The sequence below is a fragment of the Mitsuaria sp. CC2 genome (assembly GCF_048957715.1).
Taxonomy (GTDB): domain Bacteria; phylum Pseudomonadota; class Gammaproteobacteria; order Burkholderiales; family Burkholderiaceae_C; genus Roseateles.
In genome coordinates this window covers 270,581-296,315 of sequence record NZ_JARVXN010000003.1, presented here as the reverse complement: position 1 = coordinate 296,315, position 25,735 = coordinate 270,581, and the positions used below count along the sequence as shown (strand labels likewise).

Here is a 25,735-nt window from a genome sequence, read left to right as displayed (position 1 = left end):
AGACATCCCGCTGCTCTTGCGCCGACATCCGCCGCTTGCCGTGACAGAGAATCGCCCGATGCGCATCCCCTCCCGCCGAATGCCGAAAGCCAGTCCCGAGTCGCCCTCCGGCTGGCGGCGGATTGCTGCTCCCCTGGTGATGTGGGGCCTCCCCCTGTCCCTGGGCGCCTGGTATCTGTGGTCGCTGGTTCAAGCACCCGTCGCCGTCCTCACAGGCACCGTCGTGATCCCCGGCGTGGCGGCCGCGTGGTACTTCGGACGGGGTCGTCCGGAACTCAAGCGGACAAAAGCGGCTTTGCGCGCCCTGGCCGCTGCCCGCGCCGGTCAGTCGATCTGCGAGTTCTCTCGCGACTTCGGGGTCCGGCCGAAGGCGGCGGCGTAGATACTCGGCGTCCGCGGTCGACGGCACCGCGCATCCGCCACACGGAGCCTCTCCACCGATGTCGATTCAACTGCGTCTCCCAATCACCACGCTCGTGATCGGCGCGCTCAGCGCGGCGTTCTTCTTCTGGCTCGCCGCGGTGTCCTTCGCCACGGGCAAGCATCCTGCGGCGACGCTCGGCACCACGCTGTGCTTCGTCGCGCTCGGGCTGATGGCGCTGCCCATGGTCGCCGACTACTTCTTCGCCCGGCATCTGCTGTCCGACGATGCCATCGACTTCGGCCGGCGCTTCGGCGGACGAGGCACGATGCGCTGGGCCGACGTGCGGCTCGTGCGCTTCTCTCCGACGATGAAGTGGTTCGTGCTCGAAGACCAGGCGCGCACCCGCGCCCGCGTGTCGACGAACCTCGGCGGTCTGCCGGAGTTCGCCCGGCTCGTGCTCGCCCACGTGCCGCCCGAGGCGATCGACAAGAAGACGCACAAGCTGCTCGTCGACGCCAGCGTCGGCCGCCGGCCACGGGTGTGGCTCTGAGCGGCGCAAGACCCGGCACGCGGGAGCAGATGCCGGATCGCGCGCGGGTCCCGGAGATCCCGGAGGGCCGCGAGCGTGCGCCGATCAATCCGCCGTGATCCCCCGCTCCTTCACGAGCTTGGCCCACTGCGGCAGTTCCTTCTCCAGCCGGGCGCGCGCCTGCGCCGCCGTCGACGGCGTGGACTCGAAGCCTTCCTTCGCCATGCGGTCCTTGACCGCCTGCGAGGTCAGCACCGCGTGCAGCGTCGCGTTCAGCTTGTCGATGACGGGCCGCGGCGTGGCGGCCGGCGCAAAGACCATGAACCAGGTCTCGAAGGAATAGCCGGGCACGCCCGCCTCGGCGATCGTCGGCACGTCGGGCATCAGCGGCGAGCGCTTCGGTCCGGTCACGCCCAGCGCGCGCAGCTTGCCCGACTGCACGTGCCCCTGCGCGGCCGACAGCACCGGGAAGGACATCTCGACCTGGCCGCCGATGGTGTCGCTCAGCGCGGGGCCGCCGCCGCGATAGGGGATGTGGACGATGCTCACGCCCGCGACCGCCTTGAACAGCTCCGCCGACATGTGGAAGGTGCTGCCCGTGCCGGCCGAGGCATAGGAGAGCTTGCCGGGCCTGCTCTTCGCCAGCGCGACCAGTTCCTTGACCGTCTTCGCCGGCACCTGCTCGTTGACGACGAGCACGTGCTGCGAGCTCGCCACCATGCCGATGGGCGCGAGGTCCTTTAGCGTGTCGTAGGGCATCTTCGGCGTCAGCGCCGGATTGATCGCGAGCGAGACCGTCTGCAGGCCGATCGTGTAGCCGTCGCCGGCGGATTTCGCCACCTCGGCGACGCCGACGTTGCCGCCCGCGCCGGCCTTGTTCTCGACCACCAGCGGCCTGCCGAGCGCCTTGCCCCATTCGTCCGAGATCAGCCGCGCGACGATGTCGGCGCTGCCGCCGGGCGCGTAGGGCACGATCAGACGGACGGGGCGGTCCGGGTAGGTCTGCGCGAACGCGACGGCCGGCAGCAGCGTCGCGGCCAGCGCCGCGGCGCCGGCCACGCCCGAGGCGATCAGGGATCTGCGAATCATCTTGTCTCCTGTGAGGCCCCGGTCGTGCGCCGGGGTCGCGCCATGCTAGGCGCGACCCGGCCGCCCGGAACGTCGAGCGGGATCATTCTTTCGTTCCTTGAAGTTAAGGATCAGCGCGCGCCGAAGCTCTTCCGATAAGCGCTCGGACTGACCCCGGCGATGCGTTGGAACTGCTGCCGGAAATTCGCGGCCGAGCCGAGGCCGACGGCCTCGACGATCTGCTCGATGCTCGATGAGCCGGTCTCGAGCAGTTCCTGCGCGCGACGGACCCGCGCCTGGATCAGCCATTGCACCGGCGCGACGCCGAACTGCTCCTGGAATCGCCGGTGCAGCGTTCGCGGGCTGACGCAGCCCTGGTCCGCGAGTTCGGTCGTCGAGATCGGACGGTGCAATTGCTGCAGCGCCCAGGCGATCACCGGCTGCAGGTCGCGGTCCGGCGGCAGGTCGGACGGTTGAATGAACTGCGCCTGACCGCCCTCCCGCTGCAGCGGGACGACGGACAGCCGCGCCATGCGCGCCGCGACGGACGTGCCGTAGTCGCCGCGGACCATGTGCAGGCAGAGGTCGATCCCGGCGGCCGCGCCGGCCGAGGTGAGGATCTTCCCGTTGTCGACGAAAAGCACCGAAGGATCGAGGTCGACCTCGGGATGATGCTGCGCCATCAGGGGCGCGGCGGCCCAGTGCGTGGTCGCGCGCAGACCGTTCAGCAGTCCCGCCTGTGCGAGCACGAAGGCGCCCGTGCAGATCGACGCGATCCGCGCGCCGCGCTCGGACGCGGCCAGGAGTGCGCGCTTCACGGCGGGACTGATCGGGGTCGTCGGCGACTCGATGCCCGGAACGACGATGGTGTGTGCGCTCCTGAGCGTCGCGAGGCGACGCTTCACCCCGATCGTGAAGCCGCCGGCGTCGATCTCGTCCTGCTCGGCGCAGACGGTGACCGTGTAGCCCTTGCGCCCGTCGTCCAGCACGGTGCGGCCGAACACTTCGCCGGCAATGGTCAGGTCGAAAGGCACCGCGCCGGGCAGAGCGAGCACGGCCACCTGGCGTTGGCCCTCACCCCCCGCCCTCTCCCGCGGTGCGGGAGAGGGAGTTCGAGGCGGCGAGCGAGGAGATCGCAAGACAGGCATCAGAAGAACTCCGGGCGTGAGGCGTAGGCGTGAGGCGTAGGCGGGAGGCGTAGGCGGGAGGCATCGACGATTCATCATTCTCCATCGGTTTGTCCGAAAACAGTCGAAGGCGGTCGTTTCAGCCACTTTCAACGGCGGCGTTCGATTGGAAGAATCCTCCTGTTCCTACGGACCTCATGGAGTTTCTGTTGCCTCATTCGTCCCGTTCCCATCCGCCTCGCCCCGGCGCCATCCCCTCGCTCTCCATGCTCCGGCGCCTGTGCCTGCTGGAGGCCTCCACGCTCCTGGCGCTGTTGCTGGTCGCCGTGCCCCTGAAGCACCTGGCGGGTCTGCCGATCGCGGTGTCTGTCATGGGACCCGTGCACGGCATGGCCTTCCTGGTCTTCTGCTGGCAGTTGGCGCAGGCAAGGACGGAACGCGCCGTCGATGGCGCCACCACGTGGCGATTGCTGCTCGCTGCCTTCATTCCGTTAGGCGGCTTCTACAGCTGGTTCATGCTGGGTCGCGAGGCGGCGCGATGACGTACTTGTGGATCAAGGGGCTGCACCTCGCGGCGGTGCTCACCTGGGCGGGTGGGCTGGTGTTGCTCGGCGTGACGATCGCCGCGCTGCGGCCCGTCGGGGAAGCGGTGCTGCTGCTCCACGAGAAGCGCCTCGGCACGGCCATCCTGCATTGGGACCGGCGCGTGACCACGCCGGCGATGCTGGCGGCCTGGGCCCTCGGCATCGGCCTGGCGAGCTGGGGCGGCTGGTTCGGCGCACTCTGGCTGACCGCCAAGCTGCCGATCGTCGTGGCGCTGTCGGGCTTGCACGGCGTGCTGGCGGCGACCTTGCGTCGGCACGTCGAGCGGCACGAGCGCCCTGCCCCGGCCTGGCTGCGTCATGCGCCGGCCATCGCGATCGCGGGGCTCAGCGCGATCGCATGGCTGGCGGCGATCAAGCCTTGAGACGAATTTGCCGCGGGTGACGCAAAAGGCAACCTGGCGGGCCGCTTCAAACGTCGAAGCCGGGACTTTGCCGCTGCGCCTGCCGGAGCAGCGTCGGCCACACGAAGGCGCCGCCGAGGCCACCGGTCTGCACGCGCATCGCCTCGGCCGTGCCGCGGATGATCGCGTCGTGGACCGGCGTCAGCTCGACGCCGCCGGCCTGCGCCGCGATCTGGATCTGGCAGGCGCTCTCGAAGGTGTACATCGACAGGAACGCGTCGGCGATCGTCTTGCCGACGGTCAGCAGACCGTGGTTGCGCAGGCAGTAGAAGATCTTGTCGCCGAGGTCGTTCTGCAGCCGTGGCTGCTCGTCAGGCCGGATCGCGACGCCCTCGTAGTCGTGGTACGCGAGCGAGGCCAGCACGAAGGTCGACTGCTGCGAGATCGGCAGCACGCCGCCCTTCTGCGCCGACACGGCCACGCCGGCGCGCGTGTGGGTGTGCAGCACGCAGCCGACGTCCGGCCGGGCCGCGTGAATCGCGGAATGGATGATGAAGCCAGCCTGGTTGACGGGGAACGGCGTCTCCTGCAGCTTGTTGCCCGACGCGTCGACCTTGATCAGGCTGGATGCCGTGATCTCGTCGAACATCAGGCCGTAGGGATTGATCAGGAACTCATGCGCGTCGCCAGGCAGCCGTGCGCTGATGTGCGTGAAGATCAGGTCGCTCCAGCCGTATCGCGCGACCAGCCGGTAGCAGGCGGCGAGGTCCACGCGCAGCTGCCATTCGGCGTCGCTGACCAGGCCCTTGAGCGAAGGGATGCGGGCGGTGATGTCGTCCATGATCGTCTCCGGATCGCGCCGGACCATCGAACGGGTCCGGTCAGCGGCGGATCGTGCTACTGGACCAATCGCGGTGCTGTCGCATTCAGGACAGCTTGCGACCGCCCCGGTGTCTCAGAACGCCGCGATCCCCGTCTGCGCGCGGCCCAGGATCAGCGCATGGATGTCGTGCGTGCCCTCGTAGGTGTTGACCACCTCCAGGTTGACCAGGTGTCTGGCGATGCCGAACTCGTCGCTGATGCCGTTGCCGCCCAGCATGTCCCGCGCCGTGCGCGCGATGTCCAGCGACTTGCCGCAGCTGTTGCGCTTCATGATGGACGTGATCTCCACCGCCGCCGTGCCCTCGTCCTTCATCCGCCCCAGCCGCAGGCAACCCTGCAGGCCCAGCGTGATCTCGGTCTGCATGTCGGCGAGCTTCTTCTGCACCAGCTGGTTGGCCGCCAGCGGCTTGCCGAATTGCTGGCGGTCCATCGTGTACTGCCGCGCCGTATGCCAGCAGAATTCCGCCGCGCCCAGCGCGCCCCAAGCGATGCCGTAACGCGCGCTGTTCAGGCAGGTGAACGGCCCCTTCAGGCCGCGCACGTCAGGGAAGGCGTTCTCCTCCGGGCAGAAGACCTCGTCCATCACGATCTCGCCGGTGATCGACGCTCTCAGGCCCACCTTGCCGTGGATCGCGGGCGCGCTCAGGCCCTTCCAGCCCTTCTCCAGCACGAAGCCGCGGATCTGCCCGCCGTCGTCCTTGGCCCAGACCACGAACACGTCCGCGATCGGGCTGTTGGTGATCCACATCTTGCTGCCGCTCAACGCGTAGCCGCCGTCGACCTTGCGCGCCCGCGTCACCATCGAGCCCGGGTCCGAGCCGTGATTCGGCTCCGTCAGGCCGAAGCAGCCGATCCACTCTCCGCTGGCCAGCTTGGGCAGATACTTGCGCTTGGTCGCCTCGTTGCCGAATTCGTTGATCGGCACCATCACCAGCGAGCTCTGCACGCTCATCATCGAGCGGTAGCCGCTGTCCACGCGCTCCACCTCGCGCGCGATCAGGCCGTAGCAGACGTAGTTCAGGCCGGCGCCGCCGTACTCCTCGGGGATGGTCGGTCCGAGCAGACCCAGCTCGCCCATCTCGCGGAAGATCGCGGCATCGGTCTTCTCGTGCCGGAAAGCCTCCAGCACGCGCGGCGTCAGACGGTCCTGGCAGTACGCCGCCGCCGCGTCGCGCACGGCGCGTTCGTCGTCGGTCAGCTGCTGGTCCAGCAGCAGCGGATCGTCCCAGTGGAATGCCGCCTTCGCGGCCTTGGATGCGTGGCTCATGTGTCTCTTCCGTTCTTGAATGCGTTCAAACCGATCCTAGTCCCGTGCCGGCACCACCGCTGTCACCTCGATTTCGACCTTCGCACGATCCTCGATCAGACCCGCGACCTGGACCGCCGTCATCGCAATGGCGTACTCGCTGCCCAGCACCTCGCGGTAGGCCTGGCCCACCTCGCGGCCGCGCGCGACGTACTCGCGCTTGTCGAGCAGGTACCAGGTCATCCGCACGATGTGTCGCGGCTCGGCGCCGGCTTCGGCCAGCACCGCCTTGATGTTGATCAGCGCCTGGCGGCACTGGTCGATGAAGTCGTCGCTCTCGAACTGGCATTGCCCGTTCCAGCCGATCTGGCCGGCCACGCTGACGACCGTGCCGGTCGCGGCCACGCCGTTCGCGTAACCGCGCGGCGCCGCCCAGCCCGCGGGTTGCAGCACGCGCTTGCCGGCGCCCGTTCCCGCGACGGTTCCCGCGCCCGTGCCGGCGCTTGTCTTCTCGTTGTTGTCGTTCATCGTCGTGACTCCTCTACTGCTCTGACGATTATTGGGATTGCTGCTGCTGGACCGCCCGCACCAGCGCGGCGCGGACGTCCTCGGGGAAAGGCTGCGACTGGTGCGTCTCGAGCGAGGTGCACACCAGCACCTGGCCGAAGCTCACGCGCGGGCCGTCCGCGCCGTCGAAGCTCACGCGCAGCGACAGCGAGCTGCGCCCGACGCGCTCGATCCACAGCCGCTGCGTCAGCCGCTCGCCCTGGCGGCTGATGCGCTCGAAGTTGGTCTGCAGCTGCACGGTCGGCAGACCGACGCGGCGCGCGCCGAGCAGCTCGGCGTAAGGCACGCCCAGGCCCTCGTTGAACCAGTCTTCGACGAAGGCGTTCAGCATCTCGAAGTAGCGCGGGAAGAACACGATCCCCGCCGGGTCGCAATGCCCGAAACGGATCAGCACCTCGCGCTCGAATGCAGCCGTCATGCGGTCCTCCTTGTCATGGCATCGTCGTTCATACGCCCAGATGCCGGTGCCACAACCCGTGATCGGCCGCGAGCGCGGCCGAGTCGCCGCGCCAGACGACCTGCCCGCGCTCCAGGATGCTGTGCCGGTCGGCCAGCCCGATCAGGCGCTTCACGTACTTGTCGACCACCAGGATGGTCTGCCCGGCCTGCCGCAGCGTGTCCAGGCAGCGCCAGATGTCCTCGCGGATCAGCGGGGCCAGGCCCTCGGTGGCCTCGTCCAGCACCAGCAGCCGCGGATTGGTGACCAGCGCGCGGCCGATGGCGAGCATCTGCTGCTCGCCGCCCGACAGCTGATGGCCCATGTTGGACGCGCGTTCCTTCAACCGGGGGAAGAGCGCGAAGACACGCTCGACGTTCCAGGGTTCCGCGGCGCGGCAGCGGTTGGCCTCGAAGGCCTTCAGGTGTTCGAGCACGCTGAGATTGGGGAAGACCTGCCGCCCCTCGGGCACGATCGCCAGCCCCAGCCGCGCGATGCGGTCGGCACGCCAGCCGGTGACGTCCTCGCCGGCGAAGCGGATGCGACCGCCGTTCGGCGCCAACCAGCCGGTCAGGCACCGCAGCGTCGTGCTCTTGCCCATGCCGTTGCGGCCCAGCAGCGTCGCCACCTCGCCCGGCGCGATGCGCAGGTCCAGGCCGAACAGCACCTGGCTGTCGCCGTAACCGGCGCGCAGGCCGTCGATCTCGAGCAGCGCCTCGCTCATGCCGCTTCTCCCGTCGCCCCGGTCGTCCCTGACGACTCATCGCCGAGGTAGGCCTGCCTGACGGCCGGGTCGTTGCGGACCTCTTCCGGCGAGCCGGTCGCGATCACGCGCCCGTTCACCAGCACCGACACCCGGTCGGCGAGCCTGAACACCGCGTCCATGTCGTGCTCGACCAGCAGCAGCGTCAGGTGTTGCGCCTTCAGCGCCGACAACAGGTCGACCATGCGCGCGGATTCGTCCGGCCCCATGCCGGCCATCGGTTCGTCGAGCAGCAGCAGGCGCGGTCGGGCGGCGAGCGCCAGCGCGAGCTCCAACTGACGTTGCTCGCCGTGCGCCAGGCTGCCTGCGACGCGGTCGGCCGCCGCCGCGAGCCCGACCAGCGTGAGCATCGCTTCGGCGTCGGCATACGCCGCCTCGTCAGCGCGCGCCGCGCGCCACCACGACGGCGCCGACGGCCGCCGCGCGAGCACCGCCAGCACGACGTTGTCCAGCACCGTGAAGCGCTTGTAGATGCTCGTGATCTGGAAGGAACGCACCAGGCCCTCGCTCACGCGTCGAGGCATGGTCAGCGCGGTCACGTCCTCGCCGTCGAAGAAGATCCCGCCGCCGTCCGGCGCCAGCGCGCCGGAGATCTGGTGGATCAACGTCGTCTTGCCGGCGCCGTTCGGGCCGATGAGCGCGTGGGTCTCGCCGGCGCGCACGGCCAAGCTCGCCTCGTCGGTCGCGGTCAGCGCGCCGAAGCGCTTCACCAGTCGATGCACCTGGAGCAGCGAGAGCTCCGGCAGCGCCGATGGCAATCCAGGCGTCGCGGGATCACGCATGCGCTGCTCCCTTCGACTTCGCCGCCGACGACGATGGCGCGGTCTTCTTCACACCGGATCGATCGACGAGCCCCGCCAATCCGCGCGGCGCGAACAGCACGACGACGAGCAGGATCGCGCCGAGCGCGAACTGCCAATGGATGGTCACGCCCGACAGCAGTTCCTCGAGCAGCAGGAACACCGCCGCGCCGAGCGGCCCGCCCCACAGCGCGCCGGCGCCGCCCAGGATCACCATCACCATCAGCTGTCCCGACTGCGACCAGTGCATCAGGTGGGGCGACACCAGCCCGTTGAGGTTGGCCAGCAGCGCGCCCGCGAGTCCCGCGATCGCGCCGGCGACGATGAAGGCCGTCCATTGCACGGCGAACACGCGGCCGCCGGTCGCGGCGACGCGCGTCTCGTTGTCGCGCCCGGCCTGCAGCAGCCAGCCCAGCGGCGAGTTGACCAACCGCCGCAGTCCCAGGAAGACCAGCGCAAACAGCACCAGCGCGACCCGGAAGAAGGACGCGTCGTCGGTCAGCGCCACCGGCAGGCCGTTCAACACCGACCGCGCCGCCACCGGCAGCCCGTCGTCGCCGCCATAGGCCTTCAGCGAGACGGCCAGGTAATGGAACATCTGCGCGAAGGCCAGCGTGATCATGATGAAGTAGACGCCGCGCGTGCGCAGGCTGATGGCGCCTATCACCGCCGCCGCGATACCGGAGACCACCATCGCCGCCGGCCATGCGATCCACGCCGACGCCACGCCCGCGTCCGCGAGCACACCCACCGTGTACGCGCCGATGCCGACGAAGGCGGCGTGGCCGAAGCTCACCAGCCCGCCGAAGCCGAGGATCAGGTTCAGGCTCGCCGCCGCGATCGCGAAGATCAGCACGCGCGTCGCGACCACCGTGTAGAACTCCAGGCCCAGCGACTGCAGCAGCGGCGGCAACGCCGCCAGCGCGATGAACACCGCCCAGATCCAGGCGCCGCCGGCGCGGTGATGGAGCAGCGTGCGTCTCGGGCGCAGGGACTCGGTCATCGGATCAGCCTCTCGCGGGGAACAGGCCGCGCGGTTTCCAGAACAGCACCGCCGCCATCAGCACGTAGATCAGGATGGCCGCGATCGACGGCCCCAGCGTGGAAGCGACCTCCGGCGAGGCGATCTGCCGCAGCGCCGCCGGCAGCAGCGTGCGCGAGCCGGTGTCGACCAGGCCCACCAGCAGCGCGCCGACCAGCGCGCCGCGGATCGAGCCGATGCCGCCGATGACGATCACGACGAAGGCCAGGATCAGGATGCTCTCCCCCATCCCGACCTGCACCGCCAGGAGCGGTCCCAGCAGGGAACCGGCCAGCGCGCACAAGGCCGCGCCGACGCCGAAGACCGCGGTGAACAGCCGGTCGGCGGGCACGCCCATCGCCGTGGTCATCGCGCGGTTGGACGCGCCGGCGCGCACCCACATGCCCCAGCGCGTGCGCGTCACCAGCAGGTAGAGCGCTACCGCCACCGCCAGGCCCACGCCGATGATCAGCAGCCGGTAGGCCGGATACATCAGGCCGGGCAACAGTTCGACCGGGCCCGACAAGGCGACCGGCGTGTTGAGCATCAGCGGCTGCTCGCCCCAGATCATGCGCACGCCTTCGTTGAGCATCAGGATCAGCGCGAAGGTCGCCAGCACCTGGCTCAGGTGGTCGCGCTGGTAGAGGCGGCGCAGCAGCGTCACCTCCAGCAGCATGCCGAACAGCGCCGTGCCCGCGACCGCCGCGATCACCGCCATCAGGAAGGACGCGCCGGCCGCGAGCGCCGCCGCGGCCAGGTAGGCGCCGATCATGTACAGCGAGCCGTGCGCGAGGTTGATCAGGTCCATGATGCCGAACACCAGCGTCAGGCCGGCGGCCAGCAGGAACAGCATCAGCCCGAATTGCAGGCCGTTGAGCGCCTGCTCGGCGACGAGGATCAGGTCCATCGCGGGCGGCCCGTCATCACTTCATCTTGCACTGCGGCGCGTAGGCGTCCGCGTGCTGCTCGAAGATCTTGCCCAGCGTCCGGTTGGTCACGCGGCCCTGCGGGTCCTTGGTGATCACGCGCAGGTAGTAGTCCTGCACCGGATACTGGTTGTGGTTGAAGCGGAAGGGGCCGCGCACCGACTCGAACTTCGCGGCCTTGAGCGCCTTCAGCAGGGCGGGCTTGTCCTCGATCTTCCCCTTCACGTCGCGCACCGCCGCGCCGATCAGCAACGCCGCATCGTAGCCCTGGCTCGCATAGAGCGAAGGCAGCCGGCCGTAGGCCTTGACGAAGTCCGCGACGAATCGCCTGTTGGCGGCGTTGTCGAGGTCGTGCGCCCAGTGCGAGCTGTTGAACATGCCCAGCATCGGCTCGCCGACGGCCTTGATCACGTCCTCGTCGGCGGAGAAGCCCGGTCCGAACAGGGTCACATCCTTGGACAGCCCCGCGCCGACGAACTGCTTGATGAAGTTGATGCCCATGCCGCCGGGCAGGAAGATGTACATCGCGTCGGGCCTGGCCGCGCGCGCCTGGGCCAGCTCCGCGGAGTAGTCGAGCTGGCCGAGCTTGGTGTAGATCTCGTCGGCGACCACGCCCTTGTAGTAGCGCCGGAATCCCGCCACCGCGTCCTTGCCCGCCGGGTAGTTGGGCGCGAGCACGACGACCTTCTTGAAGCCCTTGTCCATCACCGTCTTGCCGATGGCTTCGTGCAGGTTGTCGTTCTGCCAGGCGACGTTGAAGAAGTACGGGTTGCACTGTTCACCGGCGTACTGGGAGGGACCGGCGTTCGCGCTGATGTAGGGCACCTGCGCGGCGAAGACCCCGGGCCCGACCGCCAGCATCACGTTGGAGAACACGATGCCGGTCATCACGTCGACCTTGTCGCGCTTGAGCAGCCGCTCGGCGGACTGCTTCGCGACTTCGGGGTTCTGCTGGTCGTCGGCGATGACCGTCTCCACCGGCAGGCCGCCGAGCTTGCCGCCGTTCTGCTGCACCGCGAGCGCGAAGCCGTCGCGGATGTCCACGCCCAGGCCGGCGCCCGCGCCAGACAGCGTGCTCAGCATGCCCACCTTGAGCTTGTCGGCCGCATGGGCGGCGGGCATCGCGACACCCAGCGCGGCGGTCGCGGCGGCGGCCAGGGCGAGCAGGAACGCGGGGGACTTCGACGGCTTCTTCATCGGCTTCTCCGGGGAGGAAAGGGGACGGTCGGTCGGAAGACTGCGGTTACTGCTCACGCAGGCGGAAACGTTGCAGCTTGCCCGTCTCGGTGCGGGGCAGGCTGGCGCGGAACTCTATCGCACGGGGGTACTTGTACGGGGCGATCGTGGCCTTGACGAAGTCCTGGATCTCCTTGATCAACGCGGCTTCGCCGGCGGCCCGGGTCGCTCCCGTCGCGTCGATCGCATTCGGCTTCAGGACGACGAAGGCCTTCACCACCTGACCGCGCTCTTCGTCCGGCACGCCGACCACGGCGCATTCGGCGACCCCAGGATGCGCGAGCAGCGCGGACTCGACCTCCGGACCGGCGATGTTGTAGCCGCCCGAGATGATCATGTCGTCGGTGCGCGCCTGGTAGACGAAATAACCGTCGGCGTCGATGAGATAGGCGTCGCCGGTGAGGTTCCAGCCGTGTTTGACGTACTTGAGCTGGCGATCGTCGGCGAGGTAGCGGCAACCGGTCGGCCCCAGCACCGCCAGCTTGCCGACGCTGCCCTGCGGCACGTCCCGGCCCTCATCGTCGACGACGCGGGCCCGGTAGCCCGGCACCGGCTTGCCGGTCGCACCGGGGCGCGCCGTCTCCTCGGTGTGCGAGACGAAGATGTGCAGCATCTCGGTGGCGCCGATGCCGTCGATCATCTCCAGGCCGGTCGTGTCCTTCCACAGCTGGCGCGTCGCGGCGGGCAGCGCCTCACCGGCGCTCACGCACTTGCGCAGCGAGGACAGGTCGTGGGCTTTGCCTGAGTCCGCCCCCGTGGACGCCGCTCCGGATGTCGCTCCGGCCGTGATCGCTGCCACCATCGCGCGGTAGGAAGTCGGCGCCGTGAAGCAGACTGTGGCGCGGTGTTTCTCGATCGCCGGCAGCAGCGCGTCGGGCGAGGCCTTCTCCAGCAGCACGGCCGTCGCGCCGACGCTGAGCGGGAACAGCAGCAGACCGCCGAGCCCGAAGGTGAAGGCCAGCGGCGGACTGCCGATGAACACGTCGTCGGACCGCGCGCGCAGGCAGTGCACCGGCCAGCATCGGCAGATCGCGAGCACGTCGCGATGGAAGTGCATCGTGCCCTTGGGCTGCCCCGTCGTGCCGGACGTGAACGCGATCAGTGCGCAGTCGTCGGACGCGGTGTCGACGTTCTCAAAGCTCGTGGACTGGCGCTCCGCCAGCGCCTCCAACCCGTCCGCCGCGTCGCTGCGGAACAGGCAGACCCGTTCGAGCACGGGGAACTGCGCGCGCGCCGTCGCCAGTTCTCCGGCCAGCGCCGCGTCGCACAGCGCGTGCGAGACACGCGCCTTCTCGATGACCTGGCCGAGTTCCTTGGCACGCAAGAGCGGCATCGTCGCGACGGCGATCGCACCGACCTTCATCACCGCGAACCAGCAGGCCGCCATCTGCGGCGTGTTGGCGCCGCGCAGCAGCACGCGGTTGCCGGGCACCACGCCGAGCTCGCTCACCAGCACGTTGGCGATGCGATTCGCCTGCGCCTGCAGCTCGGCATAGGTCCAGCGGATGCCGCCACCGCGGCCGTCGCCGCCGTCGTCACCGATCACCGCCGTGCGCCCCCCCTGCCCTTCCGCCACCCATCGATCCAGCAGGTCCTGCGAGCAGTTCATGCGTTCGGGGAACTGCAGCTCCGGCAGATCGAAGACCAGCTCCGGCCATTGATCCCGCGGCGGCAGGTGGTCGCGAGCGAAGGTGTCGAGATGGGCGGTGCGGTGCATGGGCGCGTCCTTGTCCGTTCTTCATCCGTTCTTCAGCAGGTCTCGTCCGATGATCAGCTGCTGGACCTCGCTGGCGCCTTCGTAGATGCGCAGCGCGCGGATCTCGCGGTACAGGGACTCGACGATCTCGCCGCGCCGGACGCCGCGACCGCCGTGCAGTTGCACCGCGGCGTCGATCACGCGCTGCGCGCCCTCGGTGGCCATCAGCTTGGCCATCGCGGCCTCGCGCGTGATCGTGCGGCCCTGGTCGCGTTCCCACGCTGCTCGGTAGACCAGCAGCGCACTGCTGTCGACGGTGCAGGCCATGTCGGCGAGCTTGGCCTGCGTCAGCGGCAGGTCGGCCAGCGTGGCGCCGAACATGGCGCGCTCCCTGGCCTGGTTCAGCCCTTCTTCCAGCGCCCGCCGCGCGAAGCCCAGCGAGGCCGCGGCGACCGAGGTGCGGAACACGTCCAGCGTCCGCATCGCCACCTTGAAGCCTTCGCCGGGCGCGCCGATCATCGCGGTCTTCGGCACACGGCAGCCGGTGAAGCGCAGCCGTGCCAGCGGATGCGGCGCGATGACGTCGATCCGCTCGGCGATCTCGAGGCCAGGCGTGCCGGCGTCGACGATGAACGCGCTGATGCCGCGCGATCCGGGGGCTTCGCCCGTGCGCGCAAAGACGACGTAGAAGTCCGCGATCCCGCCGTTGGAGATCCAGGTCTTCTCGCCGTCCAGCACGTAGTGGTCGCCGCCCTGACCGCCACCCCGATCGTCCAATCGCGCGGCGCAGTGCATCGCTGCCACGTCCGATCCGGCTTCCGGCTCGGACAGCGCGAACGCCGCCAACGCCTCGCCGCGCGAGACACGTGGCAGATAGGCCTCGCGCTGCGCCGGCGTGCCCATCAGCGAGATCGCACCCGAGCCCAGTCCCTGCATGGCGAACGCGAAGTCCGCAAGACCGTCATGCCGAGCAAGCGTCTCGCGCAGCAGGCAGATCGCGCGGGTGTCGATGGCCTGGCCCTCGCCCGCCACCGCGTGCGTCAGCCAGCCGCCCGCGCCGAGCGCCTTCACCAGCGCCTTGCAGGAGGCATCGACATCCTCGTGATCGACCGCGCCATGCGCCAGGTGGCGCGCGCACCAGCCGTCCAGCTCGCTCGCGAGCGCGCGGTGCTTGTCCTCGAAGAACGGCCAGTCCAGATGCTCCAGATGATTCATGCCGTCCTCAATCGCCCTTGAATTCGGGGCGCTGCTTCGCGACGAACGCGTGATACGCGCGGTGGAAGTCCTGCGTCATCATGCAGATCGCCTGCGCCTGCGCTTCGGCCTCGATGGCCTCGTCGACGCCCATCGTCCACTCCTGGTGCAGCATCCGCTTGGTCATCGCATGCGCGAAGTTCGGACCGGCGGCGATCTCCGCGGCCCAGGACACGGCTTGCGATTCCAGCGCGTCCGGCTCGGCGATGCGATTGAGGAAACCCCACTGCAGCGCCTCTTCTCCGCCCAGGCTGCGGCCGGTGTAGAGCAGATCCGACGCGCGCCCCTGTCCGACGATGCGCGGCAGCAGCGCGCAGGCGCCCATGTCGCAGCCCGCCAGGCCGACGCGGGTGAACAGGAAGGCCGTCTTGCTTCGCGCCGTGCCGACGCGCAGGTCCGAGGCCATTGCCATGATGGCGCCAGCGCCGGCGCAGACGCCGTCGATCGCGGCCACCACCGGCTGCGGGCAGGCGCGCATCGCCTTGACGAGATCGCCGGTCATGCGTGTGAACGCCAGCAGGTCCGGCATGGCCATCCTGGTCAACGGGCCGATGATCTCGTGGACGTCGCCGCCGGAGCAGAAGTTGCCGCCCGCGCCCTGCACCACGATCGCGTTCACCTCTTCCACGCAGCTCAGTGTGCGGAACAGATCGCGCAGCTCGGCGTAGGACTCGAAGGTCAGCGGGTTCTTGCGCTCGGGACGGTTCAGCGTGACGACGCCGACCGCGCCCTCCTGGCGCCAGGCGAAATGCTTCGGCTCGAAGCCCTTCAGGCTGCGCGTGTTGCCGCTGATGAGATGGCTGTCCATCGATGGGTACTCCTTCAATCGTTCATTTGCGGGCGGCGTCGAGCTGCGCAAGGTGGCCCTTCAACCCCGCGAGCAGCTCATACACCTGGGTCTTCTGCTCGGGCGGCCAGCCGGCCAGCAGCTCGACGATCCAGCCCTCGTGCGTCGCCGCCATGCGCTTGAACTGGCGTCGCCCGGCCGGCGTCAGGCGCACGGTGACGCTGCGCCGGTCCGACGGATGCGGCTCGCGCACGACGTGGCCCTCGGCCTCCAACTGGTCGGTGATCCCGGTGACGTTGCCGCCGGTCACCATCAAGCGCTGCGACAGCTCGCGCATCGTCAGGCCGTCGGGGCTGCGCTCCAGCTGCGCCAGCAGGTCGAAACGCGGCAGCGTCGTGCCGAAATCGTTGCGCAGGCGCTGGCGGATCTGGTCCTCGATCCGCGTGGTGCAGGCCAGCAGGCGCAGCCAGACGCGCAAGGCCTGGTGGTCGCCGTCGTGCATGCGGGATTCCAGGTCCGGACCGAAATCGGCGCCGGGCTCGTCGACGACGAGGTCCTGCAGCGTCCCCTTCGCGGCGTCTCGCATCACATCACCTCCCCGCCGGCGACGGCGATCGCCTGCCCCGTGATCGAGCCGCTGTCGCGACGCGCCAGCCACGCCACCGTGGCGGCGACCTCCGCCGGGTCGACCAGCCGCCCTTGCGGATTGACCGAGGCGAGCTCGGCGCGCGCCTCCTCGGCCGTGCGGCCGGTCTTGGCGACGATGGTCTCGATCGCGCCGGCGACGATGTCGGTCTCGGTGTAGCCCGGGCAGACGGCGTTGACGGTCACGCCCTTGCGCGCCGTCTCCAGCGCCAGGGCGCGCGTGAGGCCGAGCACGCCGTGCTTGGCCGCGCAGTAGGCCGCGACGTAGGCGTAGCCCTTCAGCGCCGCGGTGCTCGCCACATTGACGATGCGGCCGAAGCGACGTTCCGTCATCGCGGGCAGCACTTCGCGGCTGCACAGGAAGCTGCCGGTGAGGTTCACGTTGAGCAGCCGCTGCCACGTGTCCAGCGAGGTCTTCGCGAGCGGTGCCGTCTCGACCTGCCCGGCGTTGTTGACCAGCAGGTCGATCGGACCGGCCGCCGCCACCGCCGCAGCGAAGGCGTCGCGCACGCTGGCTTCGTCGCCGACGTCGCAGACCTGCAGCTCGACCGACGGACCGCCGCCGACGTTCAGCCTGTCGCGCTGTTCCTTCAGCGTCCCGATGCGCCGGCCCATCAAGGTGACGCGCGCGCCGTCGGCGATCAGCGCCTGCGCGATCGCCGCGCCGATGCCGGAGCCGCCACCGGTGACGACCGCATGCAGCCCTTCGAGCGGGTACTTGTTGCTCATGGAGATCCCTTGACGCTGTCGCTTGTCGTCATGACCGCCGCCTCAGACGCCGAGCGCCTTGTTGGCCTGTTCCTGCGCGGCCGCGCCGCCGCCCGTGGCGCGCTGGCGCTCGAACTCGCGCTCCATCTGGCTCTTGCCCGATAGGTACTGGACCGGCCAGTCCAGGCCGGGTCCGGACAGGTAGCCGATCTTCGCGGCCTCGGTCAGCGTCCACGCCGGATTGGCCAGATGCGGCCGCGCGATCGCGCACAGGTCCGCGCGGCCGGCCGCGATGATGCTGTTGACGTGGTCCGCCTCCGAGATCGCGCCCACCGCGATCGTCGCGATGCCGGCGCGATTGCGCACGCTTTCGCTGAACGGCGTCTGCCACATGCGGCCGTAGGTGGGCCGCTCCTGCTTGCTGACCTGGCCCGACGACACGTCGATCAGGTCGGCGCCCGCGGCCTTGAAGGCGTCGGCCATGGCGACGGCGTCGTCGGTCGTCGTGCCGCCGGACACCCAGTCGCTGGCGGAGATCCGCACCGACAGGGGCCGGTCCTGCGGCCAGACCGCGCGCATCGCGGCAAAGACTTCGAGCGGATAACGCAGGCGGTTTTCCAACGGTCCGCCGTAGTCGTCCCCGCGCCGGTTCGTCAGCGGCGACAGGAAGCTCGACAACAGGTAGCCGTGCGCGCAGTGCAGCTCCAGCCAGTCGAAGCCGGCCTCGGCGGCGCGCTGCGTCGCCGCGACGAAGTCGGCCTTGACGCGATCCATGTCTTCGCGCGTCATCTCACGCGACCACTGGCTGACGCCGTCCAGATACTGCTGCGGCGACGCCGAGATCAACGGCCAGTTGCCGTCGTCCAGCGGCTGGTCGATGCCGTCCCAGGCCACGCGCGTCGAGCCCTTCGCGCCGGCGTGGCCGAGCTGCATGGCGATCTTCGCGGTCGAGCTGCGGTGCACGTGATCGACGATGCGCTTCCAGCCGTCGCGTTGCGTGTCGTTCCACAAGCCCGGGCATCCCGGCGTGATGCGAGCCTCCGGCGACACGCAGGTCATCTCGACGAACACCAGCCCCGCGCCGCCCATCGCGCGCGCGCCGAGGTGGGCCAGGTGGTACTCGGCGGGCTGGCCGTCCGCGCAGGAGTACTGCGCCATCGGCGACACCACGACGCGGTTCTTCAGCCTCACGCCGCGCAGCGTGAACGGCGTGAACATCGGCGGCGCGGCACGGTCCAGGCCCGCACGCTGGGAGAGCCACAATTCGTACTCGCCGACATAGCGCGCATCGCGCAGCCGCAGGTTCTCGTGCGAGATGCGCTGCGAACGCGTCAGCAGCGAATACGCGAACTGCTCCGGTGCCAGGCGCGCGTGGCGCTCGACGTTCTCGAACCACTCGGTCGAGTTGCGCGCCGCGTTCTGGATGCGCAGCACGTCGATCGAACGCGTGGCTTCGTATGCTTCCAGCGCGGCGGACAGGCTGTCCGCGCCGCCGCCGTGGCGCTCGATGTCGCGCGCCAGCGCGATGGCGTCTTCCAGCGCGAGCTTGGTGCCCGAGCCGATCGAGAAGTGCGCGGTGTGCGCCGCGTCGCCCATCAGCACGACCGGCGCGCGGCCGTTGTGATGCACCCAGCGCTTGCAGACCACGCGCGGGAAGCGGATCCATTGCGCCGAACCACGCAGGTGCGCCGCGTTCGAGATCAGCGGATGGCCGTCGAGCACCTTGGCGAAGAGCTTCTCGCAGAAGGCGATGCCCTCCTCCTTGCTCATGTCCTCAAGGCCGGCGTCCTTCCAGACCTGCTCCGGCGTCTCGACGATGAAGGTCGAATGCGTGTCGTCATAGCGGTAGGCGTGCGCCTGGAACCATCCCCATTCGGTCTTCTGGAAATCAAAGGTGAAGGCGTCGAAAAGCTTCGTCGTGCCCAGCCAGACGAAGCGGCAGTTCCGCAGGTCGATGTCGGGCTGGTAGGTCGCGGCGTACTTCTGGCGCAGCCGGCTGTTGAGGCCGTCGGCGGCGATGATCAGGTCGGCATCGATGTCCGCATCGTCGGCGACGTCGGTCTCGTAGCGCAGCACGACGCCCAGCTCCTCGCACCGCTCGCGCAGGATGTCCAGCAGCTTGCGCCGGCCGATGCCGCAGAAGCCGTGCCCGCCCGACACCATCGTGCGGCCGTCGATGTGGACGGCGATGTCGTCCCAGTGGTTGAAGGACTGCAGGATCTGCTCGGCGGTTGTCGGATCGGCCTCGCGCAGCGCGGCCAGCGTCTGGTCCGAGAACACCACGCCCCAGCCGAAGGTATCGCCGGCGCGGTTGCGCTCCAGCACCGTGACCTCGTGCGCCGGGTTCTGCCGCTTCATCAGCAGCGCGAAGTACAGGCCGGCGGGACCGCCGCCGATGCAGGTGATACGCATGGTGGGACACCCGGCGAGCGTCGGGCGAGGACTGCTTGACGGGATCACTTTAGGTCTGGATAGTTGAGGTGTCAACGATCTGGCTGCGCCTGCTGTCCCGAGATAACCCTGAGCCTGTCGTCGTCGCGACGCCGGGCGGCTTGCGCAAACCACCCGGTCTTGTTGGAATTAACCGACACCACGGCCTGGTACCGCACGATAAGGTGCGCGCCGTCGAGCCGGCCAGCAGCAGGGCCGGCAGGAGCAGCCCATGAAGTCAACCCGCCCATCCTCCCCACGATCGCTGTGGGACATCTCGCCGGTGGTGGCGCCCGACGCGCCGATCTTTCCCGGCGACGAGCCCTACGCGCTGAAGTGGACGGCGCGTCTCTCGCCGGAGTGCCCGGTGAACCTGAGCGCGATCACGATGTCGCCACACGTCGGCGCGCATGCCGATGCGCCGCTGCATTACGCGGACGGCGTCGCGAGCGCGGCGGAAGTGGCGCTCGATCCCTACCTCGGTCCCTGCCGCGTGATCCATGCGATCGGTTGCGGACCGCTGATCCGCGTCGAGCATCTCGAACACGCCGCGCAGGACCTGCCGGCGCGCGTGCTGGTGCGCTGCAACGAGCGCGCGGACACCGCCTGGAATCCGGAGTTCAGCGCCTATGCGCCGGAGACCGTCGAATGGCTGGCCGCGCGCGGCGTGAAGCTGATCGGACTCGACACGCCGAGCGTCGATCCCGCGACCAGCAAGACGCTGGACAGCCACCAGCGGCTGTTGCGCCTGGACCTGCGGGTGCTGGAGAACCTCGTGCTCGACGAGGTCCCCCAAGGCGACTACGAGCTGATCGCGCTGCCGCTCAAGCTCGCCGGCGCGTGCGCATCGCCGGTGCGCGCGGTGCTGCGCTCGCTGTGACCCCCTCTTCAGCTTCATCTCTGAATTCATCTGGACCCTCGATGACCACACGACAAGACTGCCTGTCCCTGGACGCCGCCGATCCGCTGGCGCCGCTGAAGGACCAGTTCTCGCTGCCTGCGGGCACGCTCTACCTGGACGGCAATTCGCTGGGCGCGATGCCCAGGACGACTGCGACGCGCGTGCAGCAGGTGATCCAGGAGGAATGGGGCCGCGACCTGATCAAGAGCTGGAACACCGCCGGCTGGATCGACCTGCCCTCGCGCATCGGCGACAAGATCGGCCGCCTGATCGGCGCGAAGCCGGGTGAGACCATCGTCGCGGACTCGACCTCGCTCAACCTCTACAAGGTGCTGAGCGCGGCGCTGCGCATCGTCAAGGCCGGCGACGCTGACGGCCGTCGCACGGTCGTCGTTTCCGAACGCAGCAACTTCCCCACCGACCTCTACATCGCGGAGAGCCTCGCCGAGCAGTTCGGCATGACGCTCCACCTCGTCGATCACGTCGATGAGATCCCCGGCCTGCTGAACGACAGGCTCGCCGTGTTGATGCTGACGGAGGTCAACTACCGGACCGGACGCAAGCACGACATGAAGGCGGTCACCGGCGCGGCGCACGCGGCCGGCGCGCTAACCGTGTGGGACCTTGCGCACTCCGCGGGCGCGATCCCGGTCGACCTGAACGCCGCGGATGCCGACTTCGCCATCGGCTGCGGCTACAAGTACCTCAACGGCGGCCCCGGCGCGCCGGCCTTCGTGTGGGCGCATCCGCGCCACGCCGACCGCTTCTGGCAGCCGCTGTCGGGCTGGCTGGGCCATGCGTCGCCGTTCCAGTTCACCGCCAACTACGCCCCCGCGCCAGGCATCAAGCGCTATATCTGCGGCACGCCGGCGATCCTCTCGACGGCGGCGCTGGAGTGCGGCGTCGACACGCTGCTCGCGGCCGAACCGTTCGGCGGCATGGCGGCGCTGCGCGAGAAGTCGATCGCCTTGACCGAGTTGTTCGCGCGACTCGCCGAAGAGCGCTGCGGCGGGCAAGGCATCTACGTCGTCTCGCCGCGCGACGCCGCTCAGCGCGGCAGCCAGGTCTGCCTGGCGCTGAAGGCGCCGCTGCATGAGACGGCCGGCTACGCGGTCGTGCAGGCGCTGATCGAGCGCGGCGTGATCGGCGACTTCCGCGCGGGCGATCCCACGCGGCTCGACGAGGTGCCGCACATCCTGCGCTTCGGCTTCACGCCGCTGTACATCGGCTTCGCCGACGCCTGGGACGCAGTCGAGCACCTGCACCAGGTGCTGGCCACCGAGGAATGGCGCGAGGCGCGCTTCAACAAGAAGGCGGCAGTGACATGAGTTGCCCGATGGGACACGGATCCGGCGGGACGGACGTCAAGGCCGGGAGTGGCGGCGGCCAAGGCGGCGAGGCCATCGTCCGCGAGGAAGGCGCACAGCTCGACTTTTCCAAGGACATGAGCTACGGCGATTACCTGCGCCTGGACCAGGTGCTGAGCGCGCAGCATCCGCTCTCGCCCGACCACAACGAGATGCTCTTCATCATCCAGCACCAGACCTCGGAGTTGTGGATGAAGCTGATGCTGCACGAGCTGCACGGCGCGGTGACGCGCGTGGCCTCGGACCAGTTGCCCGAAGCCTTCAAGATGCTGGCCCGGGTGTCGCGCATCATGGAGCAGCTCGTCCACGCCTGGGACGTGCTCAGCACGATGACGCCGCCCGAATACTCGGCCATCCGGCCCTACCTCTCCAACAGCAGCGGCTTCCAGAGCGCGCAGTACCGGCGCATCGAGTTCATGCTCGGCAACAAGAACGCCGCGATGCTCAAGCCGCACGCGCATCGCGCCGACCTGCTCGCCGACGTTCAAGCGGCTTACGAAGCGCCCTCGCTGTACGACGAAGTCCTGCGACTGATGAAGCGCCGCGGCATCGCCGTGCCCGCCGCCGCACTCGACCGCGACTGGACCCAGCCGCGCTCCGCCGACGACGGCGTCAAGGCCGCCTGGCTGGAGGTCTATCGCGATCCGAAAGCCCACTGGGACCTCTATCAGATGGGCGAAGAACTCGTCGACCTCGAAGACGCGTTCCGGCTTTGGCGATTCCGCCACGTCACCACCGTGGAACGCGTGATCGGCTTCAAGCGAGGCACCGGCGGCACCGGCGGCGTCAGCTATCTGCGCAAGATGCTCGACGTCGTGCTGTTCCCGGAGTTGTGGGCGTTGCGGACGGAGCTCTGAAAGAGAGGCTCCTACAATCGGCGACTTCGAAGTGGGTGATCTATCCGGTCAGCCACGGTCCGCCTGCCAACCCGCCGAGGCCCGCCATGGATACCCGCCTTTCCCAGATCAAGCTGCGCATCTCCAGACTGCGCGACGCCCTGCGCAACGCCGGCGCCCACGCCATCCTGGTCCCTTCGGCCGACCCCCATCTCTCCGAGTACCTGCCGCGCCGCTGGCAGGCCCGCGAGGTCTTCTCCGGCTTCACCGGTTCCATGGGCACCCTCGTCGTCACGCTGGACGACGCCCAGCTCTTCGCCGACAGCCGCTACTGGACCTCCGCCGAACGCGAACTCGCCGACAGCGGCATCCATCTCTTTAAGATCCCCAACGGCGCCTCCAGCCAGCACATCACCTGGATCGCCGACAAGCTGCAGACCGGCCAGACCCTGGTCGTCGACGGCCAGGTCCTCGGACTCGCGGTCGCCCAGCAGCTGCGCGCCGCACTCGGCGCGAAGGGCGTGCTGATCGACACCGCCGTCGACCTGATCGACCAGGCCTGGGAGGGCCGCCCCGGCCTGCCGGACGCGCCCATCTACGAACACGCCTCGCCGCAAGCCACCGTCAGCCGCGGCGACAAGCTCCGGCAGGTGCGCGAAGGCATGGCGAAACACGGCGCCTCGCACCACCTGATCTCCAGCGTCGACGACATCGCCTGGCTGTTCAACCTGCGCGGCTCGGACGTGACCTACAACCCGGTGTTCCTCGCGCATGCGCTGCTCGACGCGCACGGCGCGACGCTGTTCGTGCAGCCGGGCAAGATCGACGCGACGCTCGAGCAGCGCCTGGCCGCCGACGGCGTGCGCCTCGCCCCCTACGCCGACGCCCGCGCCTCCCTGAGCGCCCTGCCCGCCGACGCGAAGGTGCTGATCGACCCGCGTCGCGTGACCCTGGGCCTGCGCGAAGCGTTGCCCGCGACGGCGACGGTGGTCGAAGCCATCAACCCCAGCACGCTGCTGAAGAGCCGCAAGAACGAGACCGAAGCGCAGTTCATCCGCGAGGCGATGGCACAGGACGGCGCCGCGATGTGCGCGTTCTACGCCTGGTTCGAATCGGCGATGGCGCGCGGCGAGGTCCTCTCCGAACTCACCGTCGACGAACGCCTGACCGCCGAGCGCGCGAAGCGCCCGGGCTTCGTCGGCCTGTCGTTCTCGACCATCGCCGGATTCAATGCCAACGGGGCGATGCCGCATTACCGCGCAACGCCCGAGTCCTTCTCGCAGATCGAGGGCGACGGCCTGCTGCTGATCGACTCCGGCGGGCAGTACCTCGGCGGCACGACCGACATCACCCGCGTCTGGCCGATCGGCACCATCACCGCCGACCACAAGCGCGACTACACGCTGGTGCTCAAGGGCACGATCGCGCTGTCGCGCACCGCCTTCCCGCGCGGCACGCTGAGCCCGATGCTGGACGCGATCGCCCGCGCGCCGCTGTGGGCCCACGGCCTGGACTACGGTCACGGCACCGGCCACGGCGTCGGTTACTTCATGAACGTGCATGAAGGCCCGCAGAGCATCTCGAAAGCCGTGCCCGACGCCAACATGGCCATGGAGCCCGGCATGATCACCTCGATCGAGCCCGGTCTCTACCGCCCGGGCCAATGGGGGGTACGGATCGAGAACCTGGTGCTGAACGTCGGGCTCGACACCCCCGAGAAGGGGCAGTTCGGCGAGATGCTGGCGTTCGAGACGCTGACGCTGTGCCCCATCGACACGCGCTGCATCGCGGTGGACCTGCTGTCCGAGGAGGAACTCGCCTGGCTGAACGCGTATCACGCCGAGGTCCGCCGCCGCCTGGCGCCGCTGGTCGACGGCGAGGCACTGGCCTGGCTGACGACCCGCACCGAAGCGCTGAGACGCTGAGCTCCGATCGTCGTTGCGACGAACGGCGGAAAAGCGCGGCTGAGCCGCGCTTTTTTACGCCCGGCCTCGCTGGAAGCCCTCGTGCGCGCGACCTAGACTTGATTCAGGTTGTCGACGAGGAGCAGAGACCATGGACACCCGACTCTCTCAAGCGTGGAACGGCTGGCGCGCACTGGCCCGGCACAAGCCGTCGGCGAACGACGAGCGCGAGATGCACCGTTTCTCCGACGGCGCGATGCACACGGCGCTGATGGCCGCGATCATCGCGGTCGCCGTGATGGCGGTCGTGCAGATGGTCAACGTCGCCGCGCCGATGTGGCAGCTCGAGCCCGTCGTCGTGCAAGGCAAGGCGCAGCAGTTGCCGCTGCCCGCCGCACCGCAACCGCTGGAACAGGCGCAGCAGCCGCGGCGTTGAGCCGGTCGTCCGCCTGCCTCCCGCCTCACATCTGCCGGAACAGGTGCAGATAGCTGCGGCTGACCGGCAGCACCTCGGGACGGGCCTTCAGGTGGAGGTCCGCCGTTTCGTTGGGACCTCGCGTGACGTGGCTGATCGCGTGCAGGTTCACCACCACCGAACGATGGACCTGCACGAAACGCTGGGCATCGAGCCGCTCGATCAGTTCGCGGATCGGCGTGCGGATGAGCGCCTCGCCCTCCGCGGTGACGACCAGCGTGTACTTCTCGTCCGAACGCAGGAAGAGGATCTCGTCGACCGGGATCAGTTTCAGCGTCGAGCCCACGGAGGCGCGGATCCATTGCAGCGGCCCGGTGTCGGTCGCGAGACCGCCGGACGCAGACGCGGAAGCGGGGGCGCCGGGAGGTCGGGCCATGCGGCGGGCGAGTTCGTCGATGACCGCCTCCAGCGCCGCCTGACTGCGCTCGCCGCGCGGAGGCCGCGGCCGTTCGGCCAGACGCTCCTTCAGCCGGCCGACCGTGTCGGCCAGCCGCGCGTCGTCGACCGGCTTGACCAGGTAATCGATCGCGCCGCGCTCGAAGGCCTGCAAGGCGTAGTCCTCGAAGGCGGTGACGAACACCACGTGCGCCTGGCGCGCGATCTGCCGCGCCGCCTCCATCCCGTTCAGGCCCGGCATGTGGACGTCCAGGAAGGCGATGTCGGGCCGGTGGACCTCGAACATCTCAACCGCCTCGCGTCCGTTGCGCGCCTGCGCGACGACGCGCAGTTCCGGCCACAGCAATCCGAGGCTGCGCTGCAGGCTGTCGCGCAGCAGCGGTTCGTCATCGGCGATCAGGGCGGTCGGCGCAGGAGCAGTCATG

27 protein-coding genes are annotated in these 25,735 nt (G+C 69.3%); 9 read left to right on the top strand and 18 right to left on the bottom strand.

What is annotated here, in order from left to right; all coding sequences use genetic code 11:
* Nucleotides 1-58 precede the first annotated feature (58 nt).
* Nucleotides 59-382, top strand: a complete 324-nt coding sequence (locus PV762_RS02115) for a hypothetical protein (protein ID WP_421033365.1) — start codon at nucleotides 59-61, stop codon at nucleotides 380-382.
* Nucleotides 383-440: 58 nt separating this feature from the next.
* Nucleotides 441-914: a hypothetical protein gene (locus PV762_RS02110; protein ID WP_421033364.1), complete on the top strand. Its 474-nt coding sequence runs from the start codon at nucleotides 441-443 to the stop codon at nucleotides 912-914.
* An 84-nt stretch (nucleotides 915-998) separates the two neighbouring features.
* Here the strand turns inward: PV762_RS02110 and PV762_RS02105 are convergent, their stop codons facing one another.
* On the bottom strand, nucleotides 999-1,982 hold the full coding sequence (locus tag PV762_RS02105; protein ID WP_421033363.1) for a tripartite tricarboxylate transporter substrate binding protein: 984 nt from the start codon (nucleotides 1,980-1,982) through the stop codon (nucleotides 999-1,001).
* A gap of 110 nt (nucleotides 1,983-2,092) precedes the next feature.
* On the bottom strand, nucleotides 2,093-3,022 hold the full coding sequence (locus tag PV762_RS02100; protein ID WP_421033362.1) for a GlxA family transcriptional regulator: 930 nt from the start codon (nucleotides 3,020-3,022) through the stop codon (nucleotides 2,093-2,095).
* A 275-nt stretch (nucleotides 3,023-3,297) separates the two neighbouring features.
* Between PV762_RS02100 and PV762_RS02095 the strand changes: the two genes are divergently transcribed.
* The gene (locus tag PV762_RS02095) at nucleotides 3,298-3,630 is read left to right on the top strand and encodes a DUF3817 domain-containing protein (protein WP_421033361.1); all 333 of its coding nucleotides are present in this window, start codon (nucleotides 3,298-3,300) and stop codon (nucleotides 3,628-3,630) included.
* A complete protein-coding gene (locus tag PV762_RS02090; RefSeq protein WP_421033360.1) occupies nucleotides 3,627-4,055 on the top strand; it encodes a CopD family protein in 429 nt (142 codons plus the stop codon). Before PV762_RS02095 ends, PV762_RS02090 begins: the two co-directional genes overlap by 4 nt.
* A 46-nt stretch (nucleotides 4,056-4,101) precedes the next feature.
* Here PV762_RS02090 and PV762_RS02085 read toward each other — a convergent pair whose 3' ends face one another.
* From PV762_RS02085 to PV762_RS02015, 15 genes are all read right to left on the bottom strand, one after another.
* On the bottom strand, nucleotides 4,102-4,875 hold the full coding sequence (locus tag PV762_RS02085; RefSeq protein WP_421033359.1) for a class II aldolase/adducin family protein: 774 nt from the start codon (nucleotides 4,873-4,875) through the stop codon (nucleotides 4,102-4,104).
* 114 nt (nucleotides 4,876-4,989) lie between these two features.
* Complete coding sequence (locus PV762_RS02080) at nucleotides 4,990-6,183, bottom strand: acyl-CoA dehydrogenase (RefSeq protein ID WP_421033358.1); 1,194 nt, start codon at nucleotides 6,181-6,183, stop codon at nucleotides 4,990-4,992.
* Nucleotides 6,184-6,219: 36 nt separating this feature from the next.
* Nucleotides 6,220-6,690: a RidA family protein gene (locus PV762_RS02075; RefSeq protein ID WP_421033357.1), complete on the bottom strand. Its 471-nt coding sequence runs from the start codon at nucleotides 6,688-6,690 to the stop codon at nucleotides 6,220-6,222.
* A 28-nt stretch (nucleotides 6,691-6,718) separates the two neighbouring features.
* The gene (locus PV762_RS02070) at nucleotides 6,719-7,147 is read right to left on the bottom strand and encodes an acyl-CoA thioesterase (protein ID WP_421033356.1); all 429 of its coding nucleotides are present in this window, start codon (nucleotides 7,145-7,147) and stop codon (nucleotides 6,719-6,721) included.
* Nucleotides 7,148-7,175: 28 nt separating this feature from the next.
* Nucleotides 7,176-7,889: an ABC transporter ATP-binding protein gene (locus PV762_RS02065; protein ID WP_421033355.1), complete on the bottom strand. Its 714-nt coding sequence runs from the start codon at nucleotides 7,887-7,889 to the stop codon at nucleotides 7,176-7,178.
* Nucleotides 7,886-8,710 carry an ABC transporter ATP-binding protein gene (locus tag PV762_RS02060; RefSeq protein ID WP_421033354.1) on the bottom strand — a complete coding sequence of 275 codons (825 nt, stop codon included), beginning with the start codon at nucleotides 8,708-8,710 and terminating at the stop codon, nucleotides 7,886-7,888. Before PV762_RS02060 ends, PV762_RS02065 begins: the two co-directional genes overlap by 4 nt.
* Nucleotides 8,703-9,731 carry a branched-chain amino acid ABC transporter permease gene (locus tag PV762_RS02055; protein ID WP_421033353.1) on the bottom strand — a complete coding sequence of 343 codons (1,029 nt, stop codon included), beginning with the start codon at nucleotides 9,729-9,731 and terminating at the stop codon, nucleotides 8,703-8,705. The genes PV762_RS02060 and PV762_RS02055 overlap by 8 nt, the downstream gene beginning before the upstream one ends.
* Nucleotides 9,732-9,735: 4 nt before the next feature.
* On the bottom strand, nucleotides 9,736-10,656 hold the full coding sequence (locus PV762_RS02050; protein WP_421033352.1) for a branched-chain amino acid ABC transporter permease: 921 nt from the start codon (nucleotides 10,654-10,656) through the stop codon (nucleotides 9,736-9,738).
* Nucleotides 10,657-10,672: 16 nt separating this feature from the next.
* Nucleotides 10,673-11,872: an ABC transporter substrate-binding protein gene (locus PV762_RS02045; RefSeq protein WP_421033351.1), complete on the bottom strand. Its 1,200-nt coding sequence runs from the start codon at nucleotides 11,870-11,872 to the stop codon at nucleotides 10,673-10,675.
* Nucleotides 11,873-11,918: 46 nt separating this feature from the next.
* Nucleotides 11,919-13,628: an AMP-binding protein gene (locus PV762_RS02040; RefSeq protein WP_421033350.1), complete on the bottom strand. Its 1,710-nt coding sequence runs from the start codon at nucleotides 13,626-13,628 to the stop codon at nucleotides 11,919-11,921.
* A gap of 21 nt (nucleotides 13,629-13,649) precedes the next feature.
* Entirely contained in the window at nucleotides 13,650-14,822 is a 1,173-nt protein-coding gene (locus PV762_RS02035; protein WP_421033349.1) for an acyl-CoA dehydrogenase family protein, read from the bottom strand.
* A 7-nt stretch (nucleotides 14,823-14,829) separates the two neighbouring features.
* Nucleotides 14,830-15,669, bottom strand: coding sequence for an enoyl-CoA hydratase family protein (locus PV762_RS02030; protein WP_421033348.1), 840 nt, complete (start codon nucleotides 15,667-15,669; stop codon nucleotides 14,830-14,832).
* Nucleotides 15,670-15,691: 22 nt separating this feature from the next.
* Nucleotides 15,692-16,150 (bottom strand): MarR family transcriptional regulator, encoded by a 459-nt coding sequence (locus PV762_RS02025; protein ID WP_331615586.1) that lies wholly within the window; start codon nucleotides 16,148-16,150, stop codon nucleotides 15,692-15,694.
* A gap of 83 nt (nucleotides 16,151-16,233) precedes the next feature.
* Nucleotides 16,234-17,022: an SDR family NAD(P)-dependent oxidoreductase gene (locus PV762_RS02020; protein ID WP_421033347.1), complete on the bottom strand. Its 789-nt coding sequence runs from the start codon at nucleotides 17,020-17,022 to the stop codon at nucleotides 16,234-16,236.
* 42 nt (nucleotides 17,023-17,064) lie between these two features.
* Entirely contained in the window at nucleotides 17,065-19,413 is a 2,349-nt protein-coding gene (locus PV762_RS02015; RefSeq protein WP_421033346.1) for a bifunctional salicylyl-CoA 5-hydroxylase/oxidoreductase, read from the bottom strand.
* A 250-nt stretch (nucleotides 19,414-19,663) separates the two neighbouring features.
* Between PV762_RS02015 and kynB the strand changes: the two genes are divergently transcribed.
* The 5 genes from kynB to PV762_RS01990 all read left to right on the top strand — a co-directional run bounded on the left by kynB (nucleotide 19,664) and on the right by PV762_RS01990 (nucleotide 24,875).
* Complete coding sequence (kynB, locus tag PV762_RS02010) at nucleotides 19,664-20,311, top strand: arylformamidase (protein ID WP_421033345.1); 648 nt, start codon at nucleotides 19,664-19,666, stop codon at nucleotides 20,309-20,311.
* A 41-nt stretch (nucleotides 20,312-20,352) separates the two neighbouring features.
* Nucleotides 20,353-21,660 (top strand): kynureninase, encoded by a 1,308-nt coding sequence (gene kynU / locus PV762_RS02005; RefSeq protein WP_421033344.1) that lies wholly within the window; start codon nucleotides 20,353-20,355, stop codon nucleotides 21,658-21,660.
* A gap of 8 nt (nucleotides 21,661-21,668) precedes the next feature.
* The gene (gene kynA / locus PV762_RS02000) at nucleotides 21,669-22,556 is read left to right on the top strand and encodes a tryptophan 2,3-dioxygenase (protein ID WP_421033343.1); all 888 of its coding nucleotides are present in this window, start codon (nucleotides 21,669-21,671) and stop codon (nucleotides 22,554-22,556) included.
* A gap of 86 nt (nucleotides 22,557-22,642) precedes the next feature.
* Nucleotides 22,643-24,460, top strand: a complete 1,818-nt coding sequence (locus PV762_RS01995) for an aminopeptidase P family protein (protein WP_421033342.1) — start codon at nucleotides 22,643-22,645, stop codon at nucleotides 24,458-24,460.
* A gap of 130 nt (nucleotides 24,461-24,590) precedes the next feature.
* A complete protein-coding gene (locus PV762_RS01990; RefSeq protein ID WP_421033341.1) occupies nucleotides 24,591-24,875 on the top strand; it encodes a hypothetical protein in 285 nt (94 codons plus the stop codon).
* Nucleotides 24,876-24,900: 25 nt separating this feature from the next.
* Here the strand turns inward: PV762_RS01990 and PV762_RS01985 are convergent, their stop codons facing one another.
* Complete coding sequence (locus PV762_RS01985; RefSeq protein ID WP_421033340.1) at nucleotides 24,901-25,734, bottom strand: LytR/AlgR family response regulator transcription factor; 834 nt, start codon at nucleotides 25,732-25,734, stop codon at nucleotides 24,901-24,903.
* Between the last annotated feature and the right edge of the window lies 1 nt (nucleotide 25,735).

Coding starts and splice junctions, on each gene's coding strand:
- PV762_RS02115 (WP_421033365.1), top strand. CDS start 59: ATGCGCATCCCCTCCCGCCGAATGCCGAAAGCCAGTCCCGAGTCGCCC.
- PV762_RS02110 (WP_421033364.1), top strand. CDS start 441: ATGTCGATTCAACTGCGTCTCCCAATCACCACGCTCGTGATCGGCGCG.
- PV762_RS02105 (WP_421033363.1), bottom strand. CDS start 1,982: ATGATTCGCAGATCCCTGATCGCCTCGGGCGTGGCCGGCGCCGCGGCG.
- PV762_RS02090 (WP_421033360.1), top strand. CDS start 3,627: ATGACGTACTTGTGGATCAAGGGGCTGCACCTCGCGGCGGTGCTCACC.
- PV762_RS02085 (WP_421033359.1), bottom strand. CDS start 4,875: ATGGACGACATCACCGCCCGCATCCCTTCGCTCAAGGGCCTGGTCAGC.
- PV762_RS02080 (WP_421033358.1), bottom strand. CDS start 6,183: ATGAGCCACGCATCCAAGGCCGCGAAGGCGGCATTCCACTGGGACGAT.
- PV762_RS02075 (WP_421033357.1), bottom strand. CDS start 6,690: ATGAACGACAACAACGAGAAGACAAGCGCCGGCACGGGCGCGGGAACC.
- PV762_RS02070 (WP_421033356.1), bottom strand. CDS start 7,147: ATGACGGCTGCATTCGAGCGCGAGGTGCTGATCCGTTTCGGGCATTGC.
- PV762_RS02065 (WP_421033355.1), bottom strand. CDS start 7,889: ATGAGCGAGGCGCTGCTCGAGATCGACGGCCTGCGCGCCGGTTACGGC.
- PV762_RS02060 (WP_421033354.1), bottom strand. CDS start 8,710: ATGCGTGATCCCGCGACGCCTGGATTGCCATCGGCGCTGCCGGAGCTC.
- PV762_RS02055 (WP_421033353.1), bottom strand. CDS start 9,731: ATGACCGAGTCCCTGCGCCCGAGACGCACGCTGCTCCATCACCGCGCC.
- PV762_RS02050 (WP_421033352.1), bottom strand. CDS start 10,656: ATGGACCTGATCCTCGTCGCCGAGCAGGCGCTCAACGGCCTGCAATTC.
- PV762_RS02045 (WP_421033351.1), bottom strand. CDS start 11,872: ATGAAGAAGCCGTCGAAGTCCCCCGCGTTCCTGCTCGCCCTGGCCGCC.
- PV762_RS02040 (WP_421033350.1), bottom strand. CDS start 13,628: ATGCACCGCACCGCCCATCTCGACACCTTCGCTCGCGACCACCTGCCG.
- PV762_RS02035 (WP_421033349.1), bottom strand. CDS start 14,822: ATGAATCATCTGGAGCATCTGGACTGGCCGTTCTTCGAGGACAAGCAC.
- PV762_RS02030 (WP_421033348.1), bottom strand. CDS start 15,669: ATGGACAGCCATCTCATCAGCGGCAACACGCGCAGCCTGAAGGGCTTC.
- PV762_RS02025 (WP_331615586.1), bottom strand. CDS start 16,150: ATGCACGACGGCGACCACCAGGCCTTGCGCGTCTGGCTGCGCCTGCTG.
- PV762_RS02020 (WP_421033347.1), bottom strand. CDS start 17,022: ATGAGCAACAAGTACCCGCTCGAAGGGCTGCATGCGGTCGTCACCGGT.
- PV762_RS02015 (WP_421033346.1), bottom strand. CDS start 19,413: ATGCGTATCACCTGCATCGGCGGCGGTCCCGCCGGCCTGTACTTCGCG.
- kynB (WP_421033345.1), top strand. CDS start 19,664: ATGAAGTCAACCCGCCCATCCTCCCCACGATCGCTGTGGGACATCTCG.
- kynU (WP_421033344.1), top strand. CDS start 20,353: ATGACCACACGACAAGACTGCCTGTCCCTGGACGCCGCCGATCCGCTG.
- kynA (WP_421033343.1), top strand. CDS start 21,669: ATGGGACACGGATCCGGCGGGACGGACGTCAAGGCCGGGAGTGGCGGC.
- PV762_RS01995 (WP_421033342.1), top strand. CDS start 22,643: ATGGATACCCGCCTTTCCCAGATCAAGCTGCGCATCTCCAGACTGCGC.
- PV762_RS01990 (WP_421033341.1), top strand. CDS start 24,591: ATGGACACCCGACTCTCTCAAGCGTGGAACGGCTGGCGCGCACTGGCC.
- PV762_RS01985 (WP_421033340.1), bottom strand. CDS start 25,734: ATGACTGCTCCTGCGCCGACCGCCCTGATCGCCGATGACGAACCGCTG.